Raw genomic sequence first — 20,025 nt, forward strand, 5'->3', positions numbered from 1 at the left:
GCACGCGTGTGTGACAGGGTGGAGAGGTGACCATCGAGCCTCCCGCACCCGGTGCACCGCGCCGCCCGTCCGGACCACGGGACCCCGGCGATGCCTGGGTCGTCGCACCGACCGGCGAGAAGTATTGGGGGCTCTTCGGCGCGGCGGGACTGCTCGCCCTGGACCCCGACCGTGGAGTGCTGCTGCAGCATCGGGTGTCGTGGTCCCATTACGGCGACACCTGGGCGCTGCCCGGTGGAGCGCGACACGAGGGTGAATCGGCGACCGACGCTGCGCTGCGCGAGGCCGCCGAAGAGGCCGGCGTACCGGAGTTCGCGATTCGCCCGCGGCTGCTCAGTGTTCTGGATCTGGGCTACTGGACGTACACGACACTGGTCGGGGACGTCACCGCCCCGTTCGAGCCGACGATCAGCGACCCGGAGAGTCGCGAACTGGCGTGGATCGCGCCGGACGCTGTCCAGGAGAAGCCGCTGCATCCGGCCTTCGCGCTGTCGTGGGCGCACCTGCGACCACTGCTGGATGTCCGCCCCGCGGTGGTGGTGGACGCCGCGAACGTGGTCGGCTCCGTCCCGGACGGGTGGTGGCACGACCGCCCGGCCGCCGCCCGCCGCTTGATCGCCCGGGTCGGAACCCTCGCCGCGACGGGCGTCCCCGCCGCGGACCTGGACCTGCCGGAGCACACCTGGTTCCCGGAGTGGGTGGTCGTGGTCGAAGGGCAGGCGCGCGCGGCGGGCGACGGCGCGGGCGGCATCCAGGTGGTTCGTGCCGAGGCATCCGGTGACGATGCCATCGTTCTCGAAACCGCGCGACTCCTGACCACCGGACGCACCGTGTTCGTGGTGACGAGTGATCGGGAACTGGCGCGCCGGGTGACGGATGCCGGTGCCGCGGTGCGCGGCACGCGCTGGCTGCTCGAGCGGCTTTCGTAGCAGGCACACCCGCGCGGACCTGCGGCGTGACGCTATCGGTCCCCGCCGTCAACGTCCGGGTCGGCATCCCGACCGCGCAGCCGGTCGATGTCGCGGCGTTCGCGTTTGGTCGGACGCCCCGTACCGCGGTCGCGCAGCGGCACCAGAGCGCGTTCCTCGATCGGCGGGGGCGGGGGAGTCCTGTCCTCCACGGCCTCCGCGGCGAGAACCGCGCCGACGCGTTTGGAGATCGGAAGCTTCACCACCAGCATCCGATCGAATCCCGAGATCCGCACCCGCAGTTCGTCGCCCTCGCGCACCGGCTGCGCGGCCTTGACCCGCTCGCCGTTGACGCGCACGTGTCCCGCACGGCACGCCGCCGTCGCCGCGGAGCGGGTCTTGTAGACCCGCACGGCCCAGAGCCATGCGTCCACGCGCGCGGTCCCGGTCATCCGGCCGTCCCCGCACGTTCGCGGCGTGCCGCGGTGCCGACCAGCCGGTCGGCGACCACGACGCCGCCGGCGATGAGCCCCTGTCCAGCGCAGTAGGTGAGCATGACCACCGGGCTGGTCCAGTCGGGGGTCGCGTCCGGAAGGAACAGACGGAACGCCAGAACGGTGTCGGAGGCGAGGAAGAACGCGCCGCCCCAGGTCACCAGCGGATGACAGCGGGATGCCGCGACCGCGGTTCCGCCCAGCACGAGCCCGTAGACGGCGACGGGGATGAGAAGGCCTCCGAGGTGCGGCCAGAGCACCGCGAGAAGCGCGATCCACCACAGGCCGTACACCGCAGCCCATGCCGGTACACGGCGCACCGGAATCAGCCGCCAGAACAGCCAGATGTAGCAGAGGTGCGCGAGGCCGAAGAAGAGGAGCATCATCGGCACGGTCGGCGCGGCGGCGAAGAAGGTTCCTGCGCCGTCGCCGAGCCACGAGAAGGCGATCGCCGCGAAGAGCAGTGTGTAGGGCAGACCCCAGCGCGACCCGCGGCCTCCCCAGAGCGCCGCCGCCGCCAGCAGCGGCATCAGCAGGAGCTTCGTCGGACCGGCCAGCGCCGGGACGCCGGCGGCGAGCGCGCCGACATGGACGGCGGACACCAGGCCGAACGGTACGAATCCGATCCAGAGCCGGTTCATTGTTCTCCTCATCGAGCGGGCGGGCCCCATAATCGTCGCATGACCGACGCGCTCAGCAGGATCGGCCTTCGGCGCATGACGGGGCGTGATCCTGGCCAGCCGGGTCGCGTGGCCACCCCGCTCGAGCTGCTGTTCGACCTGGTGTTCGTCGTGGCGGTCTCACAGGCGTCGCAGAACCTGCACCACCTCATCCGCGACGGCCATGTCGGTCAGGGCGTGCTGGCCTACCTGATGGTGTTCTTCGCGATCTGGTGGGCGTGGATGAACTTCACCTGGTTCGCGTCGGCGTTCGACACGGACGACTGGCTCTACCGCGTCATGACGATCGTGCAGATGGCCGGGGTGCTCGTGCTCGCGGCCGGGGTGCACACCGCAATGGTCGAATTGGACTACCTGACGGTCACGTGGGGCTACGTGCTGATGCGACTGGCCATGGTGGGGCAGTGGCTGCGCGCCGCGGCATCCGACCCCGAATCCCGACCCACAGCGCTGCGGTTCGCCGTGGGGATCACGATCGTTCAGGTGCTCTGGATCGGACGCATCTACCTGCTCGATGAGGGCGCTCAGCTCTGGTCCTTCTTCGTGCTCGTCGCGGCCGAGTTCCTCGTGCCGGTGTGGGCGGAATCCCACCGGCGGACCAGCTGGCATCCGGTCCACATCGCCGAGCGTTTCGGGCTGTTCACCCTGCTGCTGCTCGGAGAGAGCCTGCTGGCCTCGGCCAACGCCATGATCGATGCGCTCGCCGGTGGCGAGCGCATCCCGCAGCTGCTCGCGCTTGCGGCATCCGGGGTCGTCGTCACCGCCGGGATGTGGTGGTTGTACTTCGCCCGAGAGCAGCACGGGCGGCTGCGCAGCCTGCGCGCCGGCTTCGCATTCGGGTATCTGCACTACCTGATCTTCGCGGCGGCGGGCGCGGTCTCCTCAGGCGTGGAGGTCGAGATCGATGAGATCACCGGCCACACCGAGATCGCCCATGCCACCGCCGGACTTGCACTCACGCTTCCCATCGCGCTGTTCGTGGTCAGCGCCTGGGCGATCCTCCTGCGACCGACGCTGGCGGGCGGCGCGTCCGCCGCGATCGTCGTCGCGGCTTCCCTGATCGCCGCGAGCGGCCTTCTGCCGGTGGGGGAGTACGCGGTGTCCGCGTTGCTGCTGAGCGGCATCGTCGTGCTGTTGGAGGTCGCGGCGATCAAAGAGACGCGTCCGACCGAGCGAGCGCGAACGCGCTGACCAGTCGGCACCGGCGGTCGCGGTCAGCCGCTCAGGTCGAGCGACACGATGGTCCGGTCGGGCTTCGGGCGCGCGACCTCGCGGAAGCCTGCCCGCTGGAACCCCGACAGGATGCCGTGGTACAGCTCGTTGGGGCGGTGCGTGGCCGCGGTCGTGTCGAGGGGGTACGCCTCGATCGATCGGGCACCCTGACTGCGGGCGAAGTCGATCGCGGCCGAGAGCAGCTTGCCGGTCAGGCCCCGACCGCGATACTCGCGTCGAACGACGAAGCAGCTGATCGCCCAGACGCCGAGGTCATCCAGCGGCACGTCGGTGTTCGCCGCGATCGCCCGTGTCCGCAGCAGACGGATCTGCGCGGCCCGCGGCCCCACCCGCACCCAGCCCGCAGCCTCGTCATCGACATAGGCGATCAGCGCGGGCGGAGCGGCGTCCCGATGGAGCTCTTCGCGGAGCAGCTCCCGCCGCTCGCTCTGGGTCGTATTGTCGAACTGCGCGCTCGTGATCATCCACCACTGACACTGACAGGCGCGGCCGTCGCCGCCCCCGGACAGGGCATACTCGGCATCGTCGAAGCGGTCGGGGGTCGCGGGGGAGATGACGATCTCGGCCATCATCCGACGGTAGCGACCGGGACCGACACGGGGAAGGGCAGGTTCGGGATGTCGGCTGCTCGGATGCCGGTCGTTCGCGGCGCTCGCGGGGAGCGGGTAGGATAGGGGAGTTGTCCGCGTGCGGGCATCGGGATGTGGCGCAGCTTGGTAGCGCACCTGACTGGGGGTCAGGGGGTCGCAGGTTCAAATCCTGTCATCCCGACTGGATAGTCCCGGGAACCTAAGGGTTCCCGGGACTTCTTAGTTGGTGAGATGTGACCACGTCATCGCAATGCCATCGAATTGACCGCTCCAGCGCCCTCTCCCGGCGCAGAGCCTCGAGGGACTCGACTTCGCTCCGGTTGTCTCCGAACGGTGGGGCGACGAAGTGCGCACCTGCTTGGCATGGATGCGGTAGACAGCCTCACGCTCGGCTCTGGGGGTTGGAGCGACACTCCTCAATGTCAACGAACTCGCGGCGTATCTCCGCGTCCCAGTGTCGACCATCTACGAGTGGCGGACGAAGGGACAGGCGCCCCCGCACGCCATTACGGCACCAGCGGAACATGCCGACGAACATCCTGATCCGCGCTACGCACACTCGCCGCGGCCTCAAGTGGGGCGTACCCGCGATGCTTCTCGCGGTCGTCTACATTGTGACCGCCGCCGCACTCGCGCAGTGGGTCGCTGGCGGTGCGGCGGAATGGATCAACCTGCTCGTGCTGCAGTGCCCGTGGAACGCACCCAAAGTTCGCGGTCAACGGGCCGGTGACGGTCGTGCGAATGCTGCGTGTGCGGGGGAGGGAACGGGCGTACTGGGCGAGCGGTGCCGAGGCGCGACCCGCGGATGCTGTGCCGATCACAGAGCCGCGCTGACGTGGGTTCGTTTCAGGGGCGCTGATCGGGCATACCTGCGAGCGGGTCCAAAGAGCATCAGAGTTGCCTCGCGGCCAACCCCTTGCGCTCTGGACTTAACCGATGCGTGGAACGCCCCGAGGAGGACCGGCTTGCGGGCCGCGTCCGCGGGTGGGTCGAGTTGCTCCAGGCGAGGACTGCGAAGGACAGCTCATCCGTAGACGAGGTAATTGCCGGGCTTGCCCGGCTCACGCAGCTCGAAGTTCACCTGCAGTCCCGCAAGCTCGAGCAGTTGGACCTGTCGCTCGAACTGTTCGTTGGTAACGAACACGCTCCGCGCGAGCGACCAGTCCTCATCCATCCACGACCTGATCGCGGCAAGAAGTCGGACATCCATATCTGAGGAGATCCGCGACTCGCGGACCCAGAAGTAGACGACAGCGTCGATCTCCGCCCATTGGGCGCCCTCGAGCACGGAAGTCACTGCGGCTTTCGTGAGGAACGTCGCGGTTGTCGGGAAGATGTAGACGCAACCGAGGCACTCGGTGCCGCCCGGGTCGAGCACGGTGTAGGTGAATGCACGCCGGTCTACGTGTCGTCGCTCGAGATCCGCGAGGTCTTGGCGATTCGCCTCGATAGTGAAATCGTCGGCTGGCCAGGAAGACTGCTCCCACACGCGCAGATCAACCCGCGTCTCCATAACGGCTTCAAAATCACGCGCCGCGTCCGTAGCCAGGATGGGCCGCAGGGAGAACTCGCCGGTCTTCAGCTCGCCCGGAATGCTGCGCTCCGGATCACCCAACGACAGGCGTTCACCCTTCACGGTCGCCGGTTCCGTCGTTACCCCGCTGGTGGATGGGTTCGCCGCTGGCGTCCGCGACCGAGGTCTCCCGTCCTTGCGTCGTGACATGCGTCAATTCTCACCCCAACATCGGTCAGGGGGCGTGCAACTCGTTCAACCGCCCGCTCACCGACCCATCCGGCGGTGACCCACTCGACGTCGTCGATCGTGCGCAACGGCCCGGATCGGAAGGGTGAGCCGTCGCGGATCGCTTCGTTCTTGAACAGCCCGATCGACGGAGGCGCGCCGTTTGTGGCCGGGCACGGCACCGCGGCGGACGGACGGGTCTCGTCGTGGGGACAGCATGCTCTGCGTCTTTCTTTCTGTGACTGCTCGGGCGAGCAGCCGCAAAGAAAGAAGAACCTATGTTGCCGGAATCGGGTCAAGCGTCGTCGGCGACCGCGCAGGTTTCTCCAGCATCGTGAGGATCGTCACCCCCGCGCGTCGAGGCGGAGGTCTCGGAGCTGCCTGCGCGAGGTGATGCCGAGCTTGCGAAAGATGTTTCGCAGGTGGGCCTCGATCGTGCGCGGGCTCAAGAACAGCTGCGTGCCCACCTCTCGTGATGTCGCACCGGCCGCCACCAGCCGAGCGATCTGCAGTTCTTGCGCCGTGAGGCCGTCGCTCTGCGCGGCGGAGCGCTGTCTCGCGCGCTCACCGGTGGCGTGCAGTTCGCGCGCGGCCCGTTGGGCGAAGGCAGCGGCGCCCATCTCCGACAGCGACTCATAGGCACTGCGCAGGGCTTGGCGTGCGTCGTGACGGCGTCCTTCGCGGCGCAGCCATTCGCCGTAGAGCAGATGGGCACGGGCCGTCTCGACGGCGATCTTGGAGGTGCTGAGCTGCCTGATGGCTTCGCGATACCCCTCCTCTGCGGCCGGTCCGCTGCTCGTCAGCGCGCGGGATCGCGCCTCCAGGCCTCGCGCCCAAGGCGTGTCGCTGGCTCTCACGCGCGCGCTGAGTCGTTCGAGCGCCCGCAGTGCGGTGTCTGTGTCACCGGTGCGAACGGATGCCTCGATCACTTCCGGCAGGCCCAGAGTGCTGAGCGAGAGTTCAGCCGACTCGCATGTCGCGGTTGCCGCATCAAGCGCGGTCGAGTACGCGCCGAGACCGTTGTGAAGAATGGCGCTCGCATAGTGCGCGAACGCGCTCTGCGCGCTCCCGACGAGGTTCCCGTCGGCCGTGAGGGCGAGGCTGTTCGACCGCTCGACCGTTGGGCGGTCACCACGCCAGGCCGCGAGCATGGCCCGGGCGTGGCGCAGCGGAGCGACGCCCATCGACTCGGTGAGTGACTCCGCCTCGGCGACGAGCTCGCCTGCCCGCGTGAGCTCGCCGCTGATCGTAAGGATGTTGGCGTGCAGGTTGAGCGCTCTCGGGAGCGCTGCCAGGGCCCCCGTGGTGCGAGCCGCGCGCACATTGCGGTCGGCGATCTCGTGCGCGCGCTCGTCGTCAAGGATGCCGACGGCGACGCGTCCGGCGACCCACAGCCACGGTTCGCTGCCCTCCTCGCGCACCGCCTCCGGGCGCGTCGCCGCCGTGATCGCATCGAGCGCCACACGCACGGCCGGAACCCCCGCCGTGTACCCGTGCACCACCGTCACGGCGAGTCCGTCAAGGAGCAGGTCGACCGGCCGAGGACGCTCGGCCCGGACCGCGGCGAGCGCTGTGCGAGCGATGTCCACGATGTCGGGGCTTCCACCGACGATCGCCGCGTCGAGCGCGTGCAGAGTGGTCTCGCGTGACAGCAGCGGGTCGAATGGTGCCAGGGTCGCCGCGGCGTCGAGCAGCATCTGCGGCACGTCCGTTCCGCGCGTGCGGTGGAAGGCGATCTGGGCACGAAGAAGTGCGGCGCGTGCGCGTTGAAGCGGGTCGGGTGCGCCACGTTCTGCGATCGCAAGCAGCTCCACGGCCGTCTCGGACTCCCCCGCCGTGTGCAGCGCGTGCGCCGCGTCGAGGGCGCGACGGGTCTGGTCGGCGACGCCCGGGGTGAGTTCTGCCGACCGCCGCAGGAACGCGCCGGCCGCGGCGTACCCGCCGCGAGAGCGCGCCCGCCCGGCCAAGCGCTCCAACTCTGCGGCGACCGCTTCGTCGGCCCCACTCACGGCGTGAGCGCGGTGCCACGCGCGCCGGTCGGGATCATGCGCTGCATCGATGACGGCCGCCAATGCGCCGTGGACGCGGCGGCGATTCGGTGCGTCGGCCGACCGGTACACGACCGAGCGCACGAGTGGGTGGCGAAACCGCACCTTCGTTCCCAGGTCGATCAATCCGGCCATCTCCGCCGGCGCGGAGGATTCCGCCGAGACGCCGAGCTCTGCGGCGACGCGGTGCAGCAGCTCGGGATCGCCGGTGGGATCGGCTGCCGCCGCGAGCAGCAGGAGCTGCGTCGCCGCGGGGAGTTCGCGGTAGCGGCTCAGAAACCCGCGTTCGACCCGTTCCTGGACATCCGGCAGGTGCGGGAGGTCGAAGCCGCCCGCGAGCCGTGCCGCCGGAACGTGTGCCGGCAGTTCCAGGAGGGCGAGAGGGTTGCCGCGCGCTTCGGCGATGATCAGCTCGCGCACGGCCTCGTCGACGGGCGCTCGGAACGCGGTGCTCAGCAATGTCCGCGCGGCGGTGTGGTCGAGTCCGGTCAGCTGCAACTCCGGGAGGTGCGAGAAGGCGCCCGGTTGGCCTCCGCCGTCGGCATTGCGCAGGCCGAACACGATCGCCAGGCGCTCGGCGTCGATGCGCCGAGCGACGAAGGCGATGATCTCAGCCGATGCCTCGTCGAGCCACTGCACGTCGTCGACCACGCACAGCAGCGGCCCATGCTCGGCGGCTTCGGCGACGAGGTTGAGGGTGGCGAGGCCGATCAGGAACTTGTCGGGTGCGGGGCCGTTTCGACTCCCCAGGGCAGTGCCGAGAGCCCGCTGCTGAGGCTCGGGCAGAGCTGCGAGGCGATCCAGGAAAGGGGCGCAGTACTGGTGGAGTCCGGCGAAGGCGAACTGCATCTCGGCCTCGACACCCGTCGAGGTCTCGACCCGGAAGCGGGAGGCGATCGCCGCATCGCGCAGGTGTTCCAGCAGCGCCGTCTTGCCTATGCCCGCCGCGCCGCGCACCACCAGCGCCCTGCTGCGCCCGGCCTGCACCGCGACCAGCAGCTGCTCGACGATATGGCGCTCCCGCTCCCTACCCAGCAGCTGCGACACCATTGCCCCCGCTCTGCGACATGCAACCAAACTATGTGCTCACCACACTGAACCGTCCCCGGTTCTTGGCCGCTCCTGTGCGGGTTCCATCACCGGGTGGGATGGGGTTTCGAGGTCAGCGTAGTAGAAGGCCTCGAACTCGTCGGGCGGGACGTTGCCGATGGTCGAGTGCAGCCGCCTGGCGTTGTACCAATCGACCCAGCCTGCGGTGACCCATTCGACGCCGTCGATGGCGAGGGCGTTGTCGTACGCGTCGCCGATCGATCCGATCGACGCGGCGATGCCCTCGAGGGCGAGTGTTTCGGCGAACGACACGCTCGTGAATTGCGAGCCAGCGTCGCTGTGATGGACCAGCCCGTCTACGCCCGGGTGCCCGGCGCAGTCGCGTCGCCACAGTGTCCATACTCGGGCAACCTGCTCGAAGCGGACGACGCCGATCCCACATCGCTCGCGTGGGGACCGACATCCGCGCGCCGGCGAACGGTCCGGCAGCCTGCGCCGGCCTGGTGCGCGGGCGGTCCCGTTCTCCATGTGCCACCCGATGACGAGTTGGGCGGGGGTTTCGCTATGGTCGACGGATGCTTCCGCCGAACACTCCGCGCCTGCGCTTTCGCGAGATGGCTCCAGCCGATCTGCCCGCGATGGCCGGCCTTCTCGGAGACGCCGATGTCATGCGGTTCTATCCCGCCCCGAAGACGCGTGAGCAGGCGGCGTCGTGGATCGACTGGAACCTGAAGAACTATGTCCGGGACGGACACGGGCTCTGGATCATCGAGACAAGTGATGGGGAGTTCGTCGGGGATTGTGGCCTCACTTGGCAGGACGTCAACGGAGTCAAGCGCCTGGAGATCGGCTACCACGTCCTGCCCCGCCGGCAAGGGCTGGGACTCGCGACAGAGGCGGCCGCCGCGTGCCGCGACTTCGCGAGGGACCGACTCGGAGCCGAAGAAGTCATCGCGATCGTCCACCCCGACAATCGCGCGTCGATTCGGGTGGCGGAGAAGATCGGGATGCACCGGGAAGACGAGGATCGAGGCAACGACGGAACAGTGCGGCGGGTTCTGAGCATGCCCTTGTCGCCCGCCTAGGGACCGGTTGCGGGCTCCTACTCGGTCTGGTGTCCGATGGTCAGACCGTCCAGGGAAGTTTGTGATGCAAGGCATGCAGGGTCACGGCTCCGCCGTAAATGAGGGCGGTCCCGAGCTCAGAAAAACCCCAATGTCTATACATCTCTCGTGCCTGTGCAGCTTGGCCAAAAACACCCAGGACGGCATCGTGCTCAGTTCGGTTCGAGAGGAGTTCACGGACGCACTGTTTGGCTATCCCACGGCCTCGAAAGCTTTCGTCGACAGCAAGTTCCTGCACAATCACGGTTCGCGATGGTGTGATTGCCGCGTCCAGCGCTGGCCGCATTGCGTCTAGTCGTCGCTGCCAGGAGCTGTCCTGGTCAAGCCTCTGAGATAACGCGAAGCCGATCACGTGCCCATCGTGGCCCGCCGCGACAAGTCGCCCACCAGCACTGGCGAGTTGGTCGGGGCCCCATTGGTCGATGCTTTGGAGTTCGTCTGGCGATTCGTTGTAAGGAGGGGCCGCGAAGATTGAGATGAAGAGTTTCGCGATCTCAGCCCAAGTTTCGTCCGGGGCGACATGCTCGAACCGGACGTAACTGATTTCCCGCTGGACCACTTTCATAGCGGCTCAGACTATCTCCTGATTTCCCGCACGAAGCCTCGTTGGGGGGAAGACAAATACCCATTGCTACGGCACTCACCGCCCGGGAATCGGAGGCTGGGCGTGGAGATGTCGGCTGTGAGCGATCTGGCGAGGCTTCGTGGCGGGGTCGACGCACGATCGCTCAGCGATCCGCTTGCGCGACTCGGACTGTCTCACTGACGGACCGGCAATCGGTCGCATAATTAGTTTCGAAGTCCCGCGCCCTCTATCTGGTTGCGCCGCTGTGGACTTTATGCGGCTTGCTCGGGGCTGGCGGGTTCCGCGCCGTCTGGCCAGGCTGCCAGGCACACCTTGTTTCCCGACCGGTCGGCGAGGATCCATCCGCTGGGCGCCTCGACGGATTCAACCACCCGGCCCCCCGCGGCCACTGCCGCGGCGACGCGAGCCTCGATGTGCTCCTTGGCCAGCGAGACGTCGATGTGCATGGCGTGAGTGAGGGGCTTTGAAGGGTCCAACTCCTGCATCCATACCGTTGATCCCTGACCGAGCGGATCGATGCAGTTGTCCTCGTGCAACGGCGCGTATCCCAGCACCGCTCGCCAGAACGGCAGATCGATCGCGTCGGGCATTGCTGCGACAGCAACCTGCACCTCCTGTACCCGGGCCGTGTCGGCGACCGCACCGTGGTCGCGGGCGATGGTCGAGATCTTCCTAGCCACATCAAGGTGCGACCGTTCGGTTCCCCACATCTCGCGAGTCAGCTTTACCGTGAGACGGTCCGAGACCGCTGTCAGCAACGTGCGCGGGCCGAGCCCTGGGATCTCCGCCACGGCCGCCGCCAGCCGCGCAGCCTCCTGGAGCGAGCCCACCTTGAACACGGCGGTCGGGCCACCATGAAGAATCACCCAGTCATCGACGCCTTCGCCGGTGAGGAACGCACGCCACCCGTCTTCGCTCATGGCGATCACCCTACGCGCGCGGCGCCGCGCGCGGGAGCGCGCCCGCGGGCAGACCGCCCGTTCATCGACCGGGTTCCGCGCGCTGGGCGCGCCCGTCCTGGACGTCGGGAGAGCCGAAGGGCATGCCGGAACGGTCTCACCAAAATCTAACGGGCGTGGGGCTCAGCCCCGTAGCGAGGCGAGCATGTCGGCGATCGCATCGGCCACTGCGGCCGGGTTGCCGCCCATGATGTCGTGACCCGACTCCACGGCGATGGACACGGGCTTCGAGCTGCCTTTGAGCCACAGTGCGTGTTCTTCCTGGCTCGGCGACTGCCCGTGCGTCGCCCAGAGGACGGTGACCGGTATGGCGGGGATTGGCAGACGGTCGACTGCCAGCTGGTGCTCGAACAGTACATAGTCCATGTGCTCCGGGTTGTCGGGGCTGTCCCACGCGGGCACTTCCGTCGCGGGCATGTCTGCCTTGGGGGCCGGCACGTCGTCCATGACGATTCCCGCGACCTCATCGGGAAAGCGGCCGGCGTAGTGATACACGTCGAAGCCGCCGCTGGACGAGCCGACCAGCAGGTAGGGTCCAGAGACCTCCGCCGCGTCGAGGAGCGTGTGTAGGTCATCGGCAAGGTCATCAACCGTGCGTGCGCGGTCGGGCGGAGGGTCGCTCCTGCCTGTCCCTGCCCGATCGTACGCGCAGACACGCGTAGTCTTCGCGAGCGACTTGACGGCGGGCGCGAGCACAGAGGTGCCGCTGGCGCCGGTTCCGCGTCGTACACGACCGTCGGGGATTTATCGCCCACGCACAGTAGGGCAAGAGACCGGCCCGCCTCCACCTCGAAGCTGCCGTCGATCACGACGGTTGTCCGAGTCGGACTCGGCGATGGTGTCGGGTCGCCGGCGGGCGCGCACCACGCGAGCCCAAGCAAGCCGACAGCGAGCGGCGGAGGTCGCGCTTATAGCGAAGAGCAGTCGACGGACTCGCGCGCTCATGGCGGCCCCCAGCACGGTGGTTGCGCAGGCGATCCTGACGAGCAATGCACTCGGCGAGCCACATCGCGCGGAAAGAATACCGCGCGATGGGCGCCACCGGCTACGCGCCGGTGGCTGCCCAGAATGTGAGGATCGCCTGCGCAAGTGCATCGGGCTGCTCGAGCGGAATGAGCGTGCGCGCTCGGGTGACTGTGACGGATCTGGCGTGCGGCACGGATGCCGCCGCGCGCACAGCATCCTCGGGGCTCCAGTCTCCCCGGTCATCGGATGCGATGAACAGACTGGGGACGCCGATGCCCGAGAGGCGATCGGTCACGTCGGTTCGATCGATGATGAACGCGCGCAGCGCGTAACTCATGCTGGCTCGCGTGGGTCGGTTGAGACTTTCGACGATCACGTCGCGGATACCCGGAATCGCGGCCGAGGCATCCGTCAACATCGCCGAAATCACTGCCGCGCGTACCGGTCGGATCGCTCCGAAACAGCGCAGGACCGGATGAAGAACGGCGATCTGGCGCCGGAGGTGAGCAGGTATCGGCTCAGTAGGCGCGCTGATCGCAACGAAACTACGGATGATGGAGGGGTCGGTCGCGAGCTGATAGCCGATGTGCCCACCGAATGCGTTGCCCACCCAGTCGACAGGGGTGGTCGCACCGAGCCCGGCGAGGGCGTCCCGCGCGGCATCCGCTGCTTCGGCGATGCTGCTGCGCCGTGTAAGCGCATCGCTGAGACCCAGCCCGGGCGGGTCGATGAGGACGAACTCTCGTTCGGGGGCACCGGCCAGTAACAGGGGCAGCACGACGTCCCAGGTGTGGCTGTCGACGAACATCGATGACCACAGCACGGTCATGTCGCCCGCGCCGACGCGACGAACGGCGAGGGAGCCGAGGCGGGTATCGACACGCTCGGAGCGTTCGGAGGAGGTCTTCATGATTTCACGTTACCATGACTAACATGAAAGAGCGCAAGTACCGGATGTCGGCCCGAGCAGACGCTGCAGAGCTCACGGGTCAGCGGATCATCGACTGCATGCTCGAGCGCCTGCGCACCACCCCATACGAGCGGATCAGACTTGACGACGTCGCCGCGGACGCCGGCGTGACCTCGCAGACGGTGATCCGCCGGTTCGGCAGCAAACCGGTGCTGATGACCACAACAGTCGAACGCGAACTCGGACGCATCGCGGCGAAGCGCGAGGCAGCGCTGCGATCCGGCTCAGCTGAGACGATTCGAGCGCTGGTGGAGCACTACGACGAATACGGGCTGCTAATCCTCAAGACCTACTCCGAGGCCTCACTCGTGCCAGGGCTGCCGGACATCGTCGCGCGCGGCAGGGCGTATCACCTTGATTGGTGCCGACGCGCCTTTTCTGAGCACCTTTCGCCGCCCTCCGACGACGCGTCCCGACAGAGGCGGCTCGCCCAGATCGTGTCCATCTGCGACGCGACCACCTGGCGGATCCTGCGATTCGACGGCAACTTGTCCACGGCCCAGACCGAACTCGCGGTCACCGAACTGCTGACCCCGCTTCTGCGCTGAGCGACAGCGCTTCGGGTAGCGCGCCCTCCCTTTGCATCCCTCGTGAGCCCGGCCCGACTGCACGGAAGCGGGTCCGCTTGCGGGCGCTCAGCGGTCGTAGACGTCGCGGCGGTGGCCGAGTGTGATCACGGCGACGATGAGGACGTTGTCGTCGACGGTGTAGATGACGCGATAGTCCCCGATGCGGACTCGGAGGCCGGGGCGTCCCTGGAGCGCTGTGGCTCCTGGTGGCCGTGGGTCCTCGCCCAGAAGTGCGATCGCCCCGCGAATGCGGTCGCGGTCCTGGTGGTCAATTCGCTTCAACGCGCGAACCGCGGCGGGACGCAGTTCGATCTGGTAGGTCACTTCCAGCCCAGGTCGGCTTTCACCTGAGCCCACGGGATGTTGGGGCCTTCCTCTGCCATGGCCTCGTCGAACGCGGCGACATCTTCGGCGTCTTCGAGTGCCTCAAGCATCCGCTCGTACTGCTCAGGACTGACGACAACGGCGGCGCGCTGACCCCGACGCTCAATGAACACCGCTTCGCTCTTCGAGCGATCAATGACATCGGAAAGGTGTTTCCGCGCGTCCGCGACACTGACGATAGACATGAAGCAATTGTACATCTCGTCCTCTTAGATGTACATGAATGGCGAGCAGGGCAGGAAGAGTCACGCGTCCGCGCCGAGCTCGATCACGAAGTCGCGATCCTGGGCGCGGCCGGTGCCTCCGATTCGCGCGCCGGCATCGCGAGCGAGTTGCACGGCGATAGAGCCGACGCCGCCGGCCGCCCCGTGGATGAGGACGGTCTGCCCGGTCTGGAGGCATCCGTGATCGAAGAGTCCTTGCCACGCGGTGAGGCCGGAGATCGGCAGAGCCGCGGCGGTGACGAAGTCCACGCTCGCCGGCAGCGGCGCGAGGTTGCGTGCTTCGACGGCGACGTACTCGGCACGTGAGCCGTTCCGGGTCCAGTCCGTCAGGCCGAACACGTGCTGCCCGACGGTGAGCCCGGTGGTGCCGAAGCCCAGTTCGGCGACGACACCGGCCACCTCATGACCCGGGACGCTCGGGGTGCGGTCCCGCCCGGCACGGTCGACCCAGGTGCCGGCCGACGTCAGTTCGCCGCGCGTGAAGCCTGCCGCGTGGACGCGGACGACGTCGTTCTCAATGGCAGTGGGAAATTCGATGTCGGTCAGCGTCAGCGATCGACGCCGGCCCCCTTCTCTGCGACGGTGATGGCCTTCATGGCGGGCCCCTGTCAGCGGAGTGGGCGGAACGCGGCTCTCAGTTCGTCGGTGAACAGTTGCGGTTCTTCCCATGCAGCGAAGTGGCCGCCCCGCTCGGCCTCGCTGAAGTAGGCGAGGTCGGGGTAGACCGCTTCGACCCAGCTGCGCGGCGAGGCCCAGATCTCGCCAGGGAACGTCGTGAAGCCGACCGGCACGGTGACCGGCGCGGGAGCCTGGCCGCTCGCAAGGGATGCGGCCAGCGCACGTGCGTCCTCCCAGTACGAGCGGGCCGCCGAGTCTGCGGTGCCGGTCAGCCAGTACAGCGTGATGTTGTCGAGGATGGTGTCTCGGGTGAGACGACCCACGGGCTCGCCGTCGACAAACGCGCGCGAGATCTTGTAGTAGCTATCCGTGTCATGGTCGAGTAGCCAGGCTGCCAACCCGATAGGTGAATCCAGCAGGGAGTATCCGATCGTCTGCGGTCGCGTTGCCATCTCGAGGAAGTAGCCGAAGCCGTCCTGCCGGAACACGCCGAACGCGGCGGCCGCGTTGCGTTCCTGTTCGGATTCCTTCGGCAGGTGATCGCCGATCGCGAGCGCCGCGGTGAGCAGGTTCAGGTGGTAGCCGGCTAAACCCTCGACCGCCTGGCGACCCATCAGGTCCGTGACGAGGGCACCCACGTCACCGCCCTGTGCGACGTAGCGGGTGTAGCCGAGGCGGTGCATCAGCTTCGCCCAGGCGCGTGCGGTGCGGGCCGAGTCCCAGCCGAGCACGGTCGGCTTGCCGGAGAAGCCGTAGCCGGGCAAGGACGGAAGCACCAGGTGGAAGGCATCCTCGGCGCTGCCACCGTGAGCGGTCGGATCCGTCAACGGACCGACCGTTTCCAGCAGCTCGATGACCGAGCCGGGCCAGCCATGCGACATGATAAGCGGCAAGGCGTTCTCGTGCGGCGACCTGACATGGATGAAGTGGATCCCGACCCCGTCGATCTCGGTCGTGAACTGCGGCAGCGCGTTCAGGCTTGCCTCGCACCTGCGCCAGTCATATTTGTCGGTCCAGTAGCGGGCGAGCGCCTGCATCGTGGCCAGCTGCACTCCTTGAGAGCGGTCTGGAACGAGCTCCTTGGTGGGCCAGCGCGTGGCCGCGATACGTCGGCGCAAGTCGTCGAGGCGCTCTTCTGGAGTCGCGACCTGGAACGATTCGATTTCGGACGTGGTGCCGATGGTGGTGCTCATGATGCCTCCCTAGGTGCGCGACCTGGAGGCAAGACTGATGTCGGTCGTGAAGGGGCCGGCTCTTGGCAGGCCGCAAGGTGGTTCAGGAATGGTTCGCGAGACCTAATGCGGTCGGTAACGCGTGCAACGGTACTCTTCTCCGCTGCGCACCGCACCGGAGCCGCTAGCACTTTGTTCACGAGAGTCCGCTTGGTGAGATCGATCAGTTCGTCGCGCAGAAGTGACGGATCGCCGATCATCACTCCGAATAGGGAGTTGAAAGCCTGGATGCGCGCTTTCACGGCGCCTCGAGCGGGCGACTCGGACGGTTCGGATTACTTCGACCGTGCCCGACCTGCTCTTCGGGATCGCGGTGGAGGTTTCGCCGAGAATCGCGCGGGCGATCTCTTCCGCGTCGAGCCGGTCTGATTTGCCGTCCATTCGGCGGGCGATCAGGGTGGGTCGGTTCACTCCGACCACTCTCTCGCCGTTTCGATTGAGCCCAGGCCAACCACAACGGATAGCAGCTTTGCTGCGACTCACAGGCCAGGCTGCACATCGCCGTGGCAGACGGCATAGACGCACTAGTACCCATCTTGACGGCGCTCGTAGGGGCCGGGGGCACTCGGTGGTGTGGCGCTCACGCAGTGCTCCTCTGATAAGCGAGAGCGTGAACGCACCGAGGACATCAACTCGTCATAGACGTGGGATTCGTATGCGGCATCCCATGCGTCGTTGTCGGCGTCGCGATCTGGGCGGTCTCAGTTGAGCCTCACCGTTCGAGCGATCACCAGCGGCTTGAAAGTCAAACCGCGGCACTGGCGAGCTGTACCGCTTCATCTACGTGAACCTCAACACCGCGCAGGCGGTCAGCAGTGCGTATGCACGCGGCGAGAGACCTGACAGCCGAACCCTCGCCCAGCTCGATCGCGTTTTGGCTTGGGCACACCAGACAGAGGGGGATACTAACGCGTCCTACTCCTCGGTGGGGTGAGGTACGGGGCGGTGGGAATGCGCTGCCGCCCCGCGCGACTACTCAGAGAAGGGGCACCCGGGGCGCATGGTCGGGTCCGATTGACAACCGGTGAGTTCAGTGCAATCTGTTCGCGCACGACGATCCGCTTGTGGACGTTCGGTGAGGGACCCGCTTCAGGGCGGACCTGCGTAACCGCGCCAATGACGACAATCTCCTGACACGTCGGGCTTCCGAATGTGACGCGGTACGGTGTCGACATGAGCGCCACGCAGGAAGCCGCGCCGAACGTTAAGGGCAAGCGGGAGCTGCCCCCGGGGATCTATCTTGTCCTTGGGGTCGTCGTTGTGCCCGCGCTGATCGCGCTTCTCACACCCCGAGGCTTTGAACCCGGCACAGCAACGTTCGTGCACGTCGCCTTCGCGGTGGTCGCCGGCCAGACGATCGCGGTGCTCACTGCCGTCGGTGTGCTCGCCGCTGCCATCGTCCGCCGCAGCAGCCTCGGTCGCATCGTGATCTTTGCTGTGATCGCGGTGGTGGTGACCTCGATGTCCCTGAACACTGCCGGCACTTTCGCGGACCAGATCGTTCGAGCTTTTGCCTAATCGTCGCAACGGCTGAGACCTGTCAGCGGTATCGGCGTTGTTGCCGTGAGCGACCCGCTTAGGAGCGAGGTGTCAGCGATGTCGAGTGCGATCGCTAGCCTGGCGACATGACGAGCCCTTCTACCCCGGAGTGGAACGTCGTACTCGCTCAGCCAAGGCAACCGGCAAGCACCATACAGCGCGGCGATGTTCCTGACGGCCCCGGGGTGTACGCATGGTTCCGCGACGGCGACTGCGTCTATCTAGGGAAGGCTTCGAACCTCAGGTCGCGCCTCGGGACGCATCTTGGGACGTCCCTGGACCTCAGTCGAAGCACACTCCGCTCCTGGGTAGCGGTGCGAGAGCTGAATCTCACCCGGGAACACACGCGACGTCGTCCGACAGTCATGACGGACGAGCAAGTCGCCATCGTCACGGAATGGATCCGAAGCTGCGACCTATCGTGGGTCACCAGCGCATCAAGCGAGGAAGCAGCCTCACTCGAAGCCAAGCTGCTCGCCGCCTGGCGTCCGCCGCTCAACGTGGCGTGAGTCGTCCCCCGCGCGGTCGATACACGACCGGGTAGCGGGACGCCTCTTAGTCAGTCTCGCTGTTCTCGCTGCGCCCTGAGGTACGCGACCTCGGCCGTGTTGGTAGCGAGCTTGATCGCGGCGTCGTACGCCTCGCGGGATGCCGCATCACGACCTAGCCGCCGAAGCAGCTTGGCGCGAGCGGCGTGGTACGCGTGGTAGTCCACCAGGTCGGACCCGAGCTCGTCGACGAGCGCAAGCCCTGCCTCCGCGCCGTCGCGCTCGCTCACCGCGATGGCGCGATTGAGCCGCACAATCGGCGAGGCGTCGAGTCGTATCAGCTGGTCGTAGAGCGCGACGACCTGCGTCCACTCAGTCGCATCGCCGTCAGTGTGCACGGCGTTGATCGCCGCCAGCAGCTGGTACCGGCCCGGCGGGATGCCGGAGGCAAGCCGTTCGCGGACGAGGGCGTGGCCCTCGGAGATCAGTGCCGCATCCCACAGCCGGCGATCCTGCTCGGCCAGGGGGACTAGGGCGCCTTGCGATGACACCCGCGCCGACCGGCGCGAGTCTGTGAGCAGCATGAGGCCCAGCACCCCGGTCACCTCGGCGTCGTCGGGCAGCAACTGGTGCAGTAACCGCGTCAGTCGGATCGCCTCTGCGGTCAATTCCCCGCGAACCGGTGCCGTGTCAGGTCCAGTCGCGAGATACCCCTCGTTGAAGATCAGTAGGAGCACCGCCAGAACTCCCGAGACGCGGCGCGGTAAGTCGTCAGCAGCGGGCACGCGATACGGGATGCCGGCAGCAGCGATCTTCGCCTTGGCGCGCGTGATACGGGCACCAATCGCGGTGTCTTGCACGAGGAAGGCGCTCGCGATCTCGGTGACGGTCAGCCCGCCGACCATCCGGAGCGTCAATGCGACACGCGCCCCCAGCGCAAGCGCCGGGTGGCAGCAGATGAAGACCAGCCGCAGTCGGTCGTCATCGATCGCGCCGAGGGGCTCGGTCTTAGTGCCGTACAAGAGCTCAGCCTCCCGGTGCCGGGCGTCGCGGCTGCTCTCGCGACGTATCCGGTCGATGGCTTTGCGGGTTGCGGTCGTAGTAAGCCACGCGCCGGGGTTGGGCGGGATGCCGACCCGCGGCCAACGCTCCGCGGCGGTCGCGAAGGCCTCCGCGGCCGCCTCCTCCGCGGTATCGAGATTCCCGAATCGCTTCGCGAGCGTCGCCACGACCCGCGCCCATTCCTCCCGGTGGGCGCGGGTCAGGGCCTCCTGGACGTCACTCAAGCAGGCGGCGCCAGCAAGGGACGCACCTCGAGGCGGCGATCGCAGGCCCTCGAGCCCTCGGCCATCAGCGCAAGCGCGACGTCGAGGTCGGGGGCTTCGATGATCCAGAAGCCGGCGGCCCACTCCTTGGCCTCAACATACGGGCCATCGGTGAAGATCGGCTCGTCGCCGCGGCCGTCAATCACGGTCGAGGTGGTCGGGTCGGCGAGCCCGGCCGCGAAGACCCAGTAGCCACCCGCGATCAGCTTTTTGTTGAAGACATCGATCGCGACCTGCTCCTCAGCGGTCCCCGATTCGCTGCGGTAGTCGATGACGTTGACCAGATAATGCATGGGT

The 20,025-nt window shown here is 67.4% G+C and carries 22 protein-coding genes, 1 tRNA gene and 1 pseudogene; 8 read left to right on the forward strand and 16 right to left on the reverse strand.

Translation table 11 applies throughout. The features are described from left to right. The first annotated feature begins 26 nt into the window (after nucleotides 1-26). Nucleotides 27-929 (forward strand): NUDIX domain-containing protein, encoded by a 903-nt coding sequence (locus tag QNO12_RS05200; protein ID WP_257501702.1) that lies wholly within the window; start codon nucleotides 27-29, stop codon nucleotides 927-929. 32 nt (nucleotides 930-961) lie between these two features. Here the strand turns inward: QNO12_RS05200 and QNO12_RS05205 are convergent, their stop codons facing one another. Together QNO12_RS05205 and QNO12_RS05210 are read right to left on the reverse strand one after the other, a co-directional pair. After that, nucleotides 962-1,360, reverse strand: a complete 399-nt coding sequence (locus QNO12_RS05205; protein WP_257501703.1) for an RNA-binding S4 domain-containing protein — start codon at nucleotides 1,358-1,360, stop codon at nucleotides 962-964. After that, on the reverse strand, nucleotides 1,357-2,043 hold the full coding sequence (locus QNO12_RS05210) for a lysoplasmalogenase (protein WP_257501704.1): 687 nt from the start codon (nucleotides 2,041-2,043) through the stop codon (nucleotides 1,357-1,359). Before QNO12_RS05210 ends, QNO12_RS05205 begins: the two co-directional genes overlap by 4 nt. Nucleotides 2,044-2,082: 39 nt before the next feature. Here QNO12_RS05210 and QNO12_RS05215 point away from each other — a divergent pair, with 39 nt between their 5' ends. After that, nucleotides 2,083-3,273, forward strand: a complete 1,191-nt coding sequence (locus QNO12_RS05215) for a low temperature requirement protein A (RefSeq protein ID WP_257501705.1) — start codon at nucleotides 2,083-2,085, stop codon at nucleotides 3,271-3,273. Nucleotides 3,274-3,296: 23 nt separating this feature from the next. Here QNO12_RS05215 and QNO12_RS05220 read toward each other — a convergent pair whose 3' ends face one another. Next, the gene (locus QNO12_RS05220) at nucleotides 3,297-3,884 is read right to left on the reverse strand and encodes a GNAT family N-acetyltransferase (protein ID WP_257501706.1); all 588 of its coding nucleotides are present in this window, start codon (nucleotides 3,882-3,884) and stop codon (nucleotides 3,297-3,299) included. A 128-nt stretch (nucleotides 3,885-4,012) separates the two neighbouring features. On the opposite strand from QNO12_RS05220, the gene QNO12_RS05225 reads away from it, so the two are divergent. Both QNO12_RS05225 and QNO12_RS17005 read left to right on the forward strand, forming a co-directional pair. Then, a tRNA-Pro gene (locus QNO12_RS05225) sits at nucleotides 4,013-4,086 on the forward strand. Between the two features lie 273 nt (nucleotides 4,087-4,359). Then, nucleotides 4,360-4,635 carry a hypothetical protein gene (locus tag QNO12_RS17005; protein WP_374761016.1) on the forward strand — a complete coding sequence of 92 codons (276 nt, stop codon included), beginning with the start codon at nucleotides 4,360-4,362 and terminating at the stop codon, nucleotides 4,633-4,635. Nucleotides 4,636-4,929: 294 nt separating this feature from the next. On the opposite strand, the gene QNO12_RS05230 is transcribed toward QNO12_RS17005, so the two are convergent. The 3 genes and pseudogenes from QNO12_RS05230 to QNO12_RS05240 form a co-directional block, all read right to left on the reverse strand. Then, on the reverse strand, nucleotides 4,930-5,541 hold the full coding sequence (locus tag QNO12_RS05230; protein WP_257501707.1) for an N-acetyltransferase: 612 nt from the start codon (nucleotides 5,539-5,541) through the stop codon (nucleotides 4,930-4,932). Between the two features lie 449 nt (nucleotides 5,542-5,990). Next, the gene (locus QNO12_RS05235; RefSeq protein ID WP_257501708.1) at nucleotides 5,991-8,744 is read right to left on the reverse strand and encodes an ATP-binding protein; all 2,754 of its coding nucleotides are present in this window, start codon (nucleotides 8,742-8,744) and stop codon (nucleotides 5,991-5,993) included. A 36-nt stretch (nucleotides 8,745-8,780) separates the two neighbouring features. Next, nucleotides 8,781-9,137: pseudogene (locus QNO12_RS05240) on the reverse strand (hypothetical protein); the annotation flags it as partial. Nucleotides 9,138-9,319: 182 nt separating this feature from the next. On the opposite strand from QNO12_RS05240, the gene QNO12_RS05245 reads away from it, so the two are divergent. After that, nucleotides 9,320-9,829, forward strand: coding sequence for a GNAT family N-acetyltransferase (locus tag QNO12_RS05245; RefSeq protein ID WP_257501709.1), 510 nt, complete (start codon nucleotides 9,320-9,322; stop codon nucleotides 9,827-9,829). A 40-nt stretch (nucleotides 9,830-9,869) separates the two neighbouring features. Here QNO12_RS05245 and QNO12_RS05250 read toward each other — a convergent pair whose 3' ends face one another. The 4 genes from QNO12_RS05250 to QNO12_RS05265 all read right to left on the reverse strand — a co-directional run bounded on the left by QNO12_RS05250 (nucleotide 9,870) and on the right by QNO12_RS05265 (nucleotide 13,289). Beyond that, nucleotides 9,870-10,433, reverse strand: a complete 564-nt coding sequence (locus tag QNO12_RS05250) for a GNAT family N-acetyltransferase (RefSeq protein ID WP_257501710.1) — start codon at nucleotides 10,431-10,433, stop codon at nucleotides 9,870-9,872. 272 nt (nucleotides 10,434-10,705) lie between these two features. After that, entirely contained in the window at nucleotides 10,706-11,374 is a 669-nt protein-coding gene (locus QNO12_RS05255; RefSeq protein WP_257496085.1) for a VOC family protein, read from the reverse strand. A gap of 162 nt (nucleotides 11,375-11,536) precedes the next feature. Further along, a complete protein-coding gene (locus QNO12_RS05260; protein WP_257501711.1) occupies nucleotides 11,537-12,109 on the reverse strand; it encodes an alpha/beta fold hydrolase in 573 nt (190 codons plus the stop codon). A 349-nt stretch (nucleotides 12,110-12,458) separates the two neighbouring features. After that, on the reverse strand, nucleotides 12,459-13,289 hold the full coding sequence (locus QNO12_RS05265; protein ID WP_257501712.1) for an alpha/beta fold hydrolase: 831 nt from the start codon (nucleotides 13,287-13,289) through the stop codon (nucleotides 12,459-12,461). A gap of 23 nt (nucleotides 13,290-13,312) precedes the next feature. Here QNO12_RS05265 and QNO12_RS05270 point away from each other — a divergent pair, with 23 nt between their 5' ends. Then, nucleotides 13,313-13,897, forward strand: coding sequence for a TetR/AcrR family transcriptional regulator (locus QNO12_RS05270; RefSeq protein WP_257501713.1), 585 nt, complete (start codon nucleotides 13,313-13,315; stop codon nucleotides 13,895-13,897). A gap of 87 nt (nucleotides 13,898-13,984) precedes the next feature. On the opposite strand, the gene QNO12_RS05275 is transcribed toward QNO12_RS05270, so the two are convergent. From QNO12_RS05275 to QNO12_RS05290, 4 genes are read right to left on the reverse strand one after another with little or no spacing between them, the layout of a single operon-like run. Next, complete coding sequence (locus QNO12_RS05275) at nucleotides 13,985-14,242, reverse strand: type II toxin-antitoxin system RelE family toxin (protein WP_257501714.1); 258 nt, start codon at nucleotides 14,240-14,242, stop codon at nucleotides 13,985-13,987. Next, nucleotides 14,239-14,487: a type II toxin-antitoxin system Phd/YefM family antitoxin gene (locus QNO12_RS05280; RefSeq protein WP_257501715.1), complete on the reverse strand. Its 249-nt coding sequence runs from the start codon at nucleotides 14,485-14,487 to the stop codon at nucleotides 14,239-14,241. The genes QNO12_RS05275 and QNO12_RS05280 overlap by 4 nt, the downstream gene beginning before the upstream one ends. A 60-nt stretch (nucleotides 14,488-14,547) precedes the next feature. Beyond that, a complete protein-coding gene (locus QNO12_RS05285; protein ID WP_257501716.1) occupies nucleotides 14,548-15,195 on the reverse strand; it encodes an NADP-dependent oxidoreductase in 648 nt (215 codons plus the stop codon). Beyond that, on the reverse strand, nucleotides 15,135-16,337 hold the full coding sequence (locus tag QNO12_RS05290; RefSeq protein WP_257501717.1) for an epoxide hydrolase family protein: 1,203 nt from the start codon (nucleotides 16,335-16,337) through the stop codon (nucleotides 15,135-15,137). Before QNO12_RS05290 ends, QNO12_RS05285 begins: the two co-directional genes overlap by 61 nt. A gap of 1,212 nt (nucleotides 16,338-17,549) precedes the next feature. On the opposite strand from QNO12_RS05290, the gene QNO12_RS05295 reads away from it, so the two are divergent. Further along, nucleotides 17,550-17,894, forward strand: coding sequence for a hypothetical protein (locus QNO12_RS05295; protein ID WP_257501718.1), 345 nt, complete (start codon nucleotides 17,550-17,552; stop codon nucleotides 17,892-17,894). A gap of 107 nt (nucleotides 17,895-18,001) precedes the next feature. Further along, nucleotides 18,002-18,424, forward strand: coding sequence for a GIY-YIG nuclease family protein (locus QNO12_RS17010; RefSeq protein WP_350338521.1), 423 nt, complete (start codon nucleotides 18,002-18,004; stop codon nucleotides 18,422-18,424). A gap of 50 nt (nucleotides 18,425-18,474) precedes the next feature. Here QNO12_RS17010 and QNO12_RS05300 read toward each other — a convergent pair whose 3' ends face one another. Together QNO12_RS05300 and QNO12_RS05305 are read right to left on the reverse strand one after the other, a co-directional pair. Next, on the reverse strand, nucleotides 18,475-19,689 hold the full coding sequence (locus QNO12_RS05300) for an RNA polymerase sigma factor (protein ID WP_257501719.1): 1,215 nt from the start codon (nucleotides 19,687-19,689) through the stop codon (nucleotides 18,475-18,477). Next, a complete protein-coding gene (locus QNO12_RS05305) occupies nucleotides 19,686-20,021 on the reverse strand; it encodes a YciI family protein (RefSeq protein ID WP_257501720.1) in 336 nt (111 codons plus the stop codon). Before QNO12_RS05305 ends, QNO12_RS05300 begins: the two co-directional genes overlap by 4 nt. Nucleotides 20,022-20,025: the final 4 nt, after the last annotated feature.

The sequence above is a fragment of the Microbacterium sp. zg-B185 genome (assembly GCF_030246885.1).
In the GTDB taxonomy this organism is placed as follows: domain Bacteria; phylum Actinomycetota; class Actinomycetes; order Actinomycetales; family Microbacteriaceae; genus Microbacterium.

What these genes read in the sequence shown, in the direction of transcription:
- QNO12_RS05215 (WP_257501705.1), top strand. Translation starts at nt 2,083, where the DNA reads ATGACCGACGCGCTCAGCAGGATCGGCCTTCGGCGCATGACGGGGCGT.
- QNO12_RS05280 (WP_257501715.1), bottom strand. Translation starts at nt 14,487, where the DNA reads ATGTCTATCGTCAGTGTCGCGGACGCGCGGAAACACCTTTCCGATGTC.
- QNO12_RS05255 (WP_257496085.1), bottom strand. Translation starts at nt 11,374, where the DNA reads ATGAGCGAAGACGGGTGGCGTGCGTTCCTCACCGGCGAAGGCGTCGAT.
- QNO12_RS05205 (WP_257501703.1), bottom strand. Translation starts at nt 1,360, where the DNA reads ATGACCGGGACCGCGCGCGTGGACGCATGGCTCTGGGCCGTGCGGGTC.
- QNO12_RS17010 (WP_350338521.1), top strand. Translation starts at nt 18,002, where the DNA reads ATGACGAGCCCTTCTACCCCGGAGTGGAACGTCGTACTCGCTCAGCCA.
- QNO12_RS05305 (WP_257501720.1), bottom strand. Translation starts at nt 20,021, where the DNA reads ATGCATTATCTGGTCAACGTCATCGACTACCGCAGCGAATCGGGGACC.
- QNO12_RS05295 (WP_257501718.1), top strand. Translation starts at nt 17,550, where the DNA reads ATGAGCGCCACGCAGGAAGCCGCGCCGAACGTTAAGGGCAAGCGGGAG.
- QNO12_RS05250 (WP_257501710.1), bottom strand. Translation starts at nt 10,433, where the DNA reads ATGAAAGTGGTCCAGCGGGAAATCAGTTACGTCCGGTTCGAGCATGTC.
- QNO12_RS05210 (WP_257501704.1), bottom strand. Translation starts at nt 2,043, where the DNA reads ATGAACCGGCTCTGGATCGGATTCGTACCGTTCGGCCTGGTGTCCGCC.
- QNO12_RS05265 (WP_257501712.1), bottom strand. Translation starts at nt 13,289, where the DNA reads ATGAAGACCTCCTCCGAACGCTCCGAGCGTGTCGATACCCGCCTCGGC.
- QNO12_RS05245 (WP_257501709.1), top strand. Translation starts at nt 9,320, where the DNA reads ATGCTTCCGCCGAACACTCCGCGCCTGCGCTTTCGCGAGATGGCTCCA.
- QNO12_RS05220 (WP_257501706.1), bottom strand. Translation starts at nt 3,884, where the DNA reads ATGGCCGAGATCGTCATCTCCCCCGCGACCCCCGACCGCTTCGACGAT.
- QNO12_RS05270 (WP_257501713.1), top strand. Translation starts at nt 13,313, where the DNA reads ATGAAAGAGCGCAAGTACCGGATGTCGGCCCGAGCAGACGCTGCAGAG.
- QNO12_RS05235 (WP_257501708.1), bottom strand. Translation starts at nt 8,744, where the DNA reads ATGGTGTCGCAGCTGCTGGGTAGGGAGCGGGAGCGCCATATCGTCGAG.
- QNO12_RS05285 (WP_257501716.1), bottom strand. Translation starts at nt 15,195, where the DNA reads ATGGGAAGAACCGCAACTGTTCACCGACGAACTGAGAGCCGCGTTCCG.
- QNO12_RS05290 (WP_257501717.1), bottom strand. Translation starts at nt 16,337, where the DNA reads ATGAGCACCACCATCGGCACCACGTCCGAAATCGAATCGTTCCAGGTC.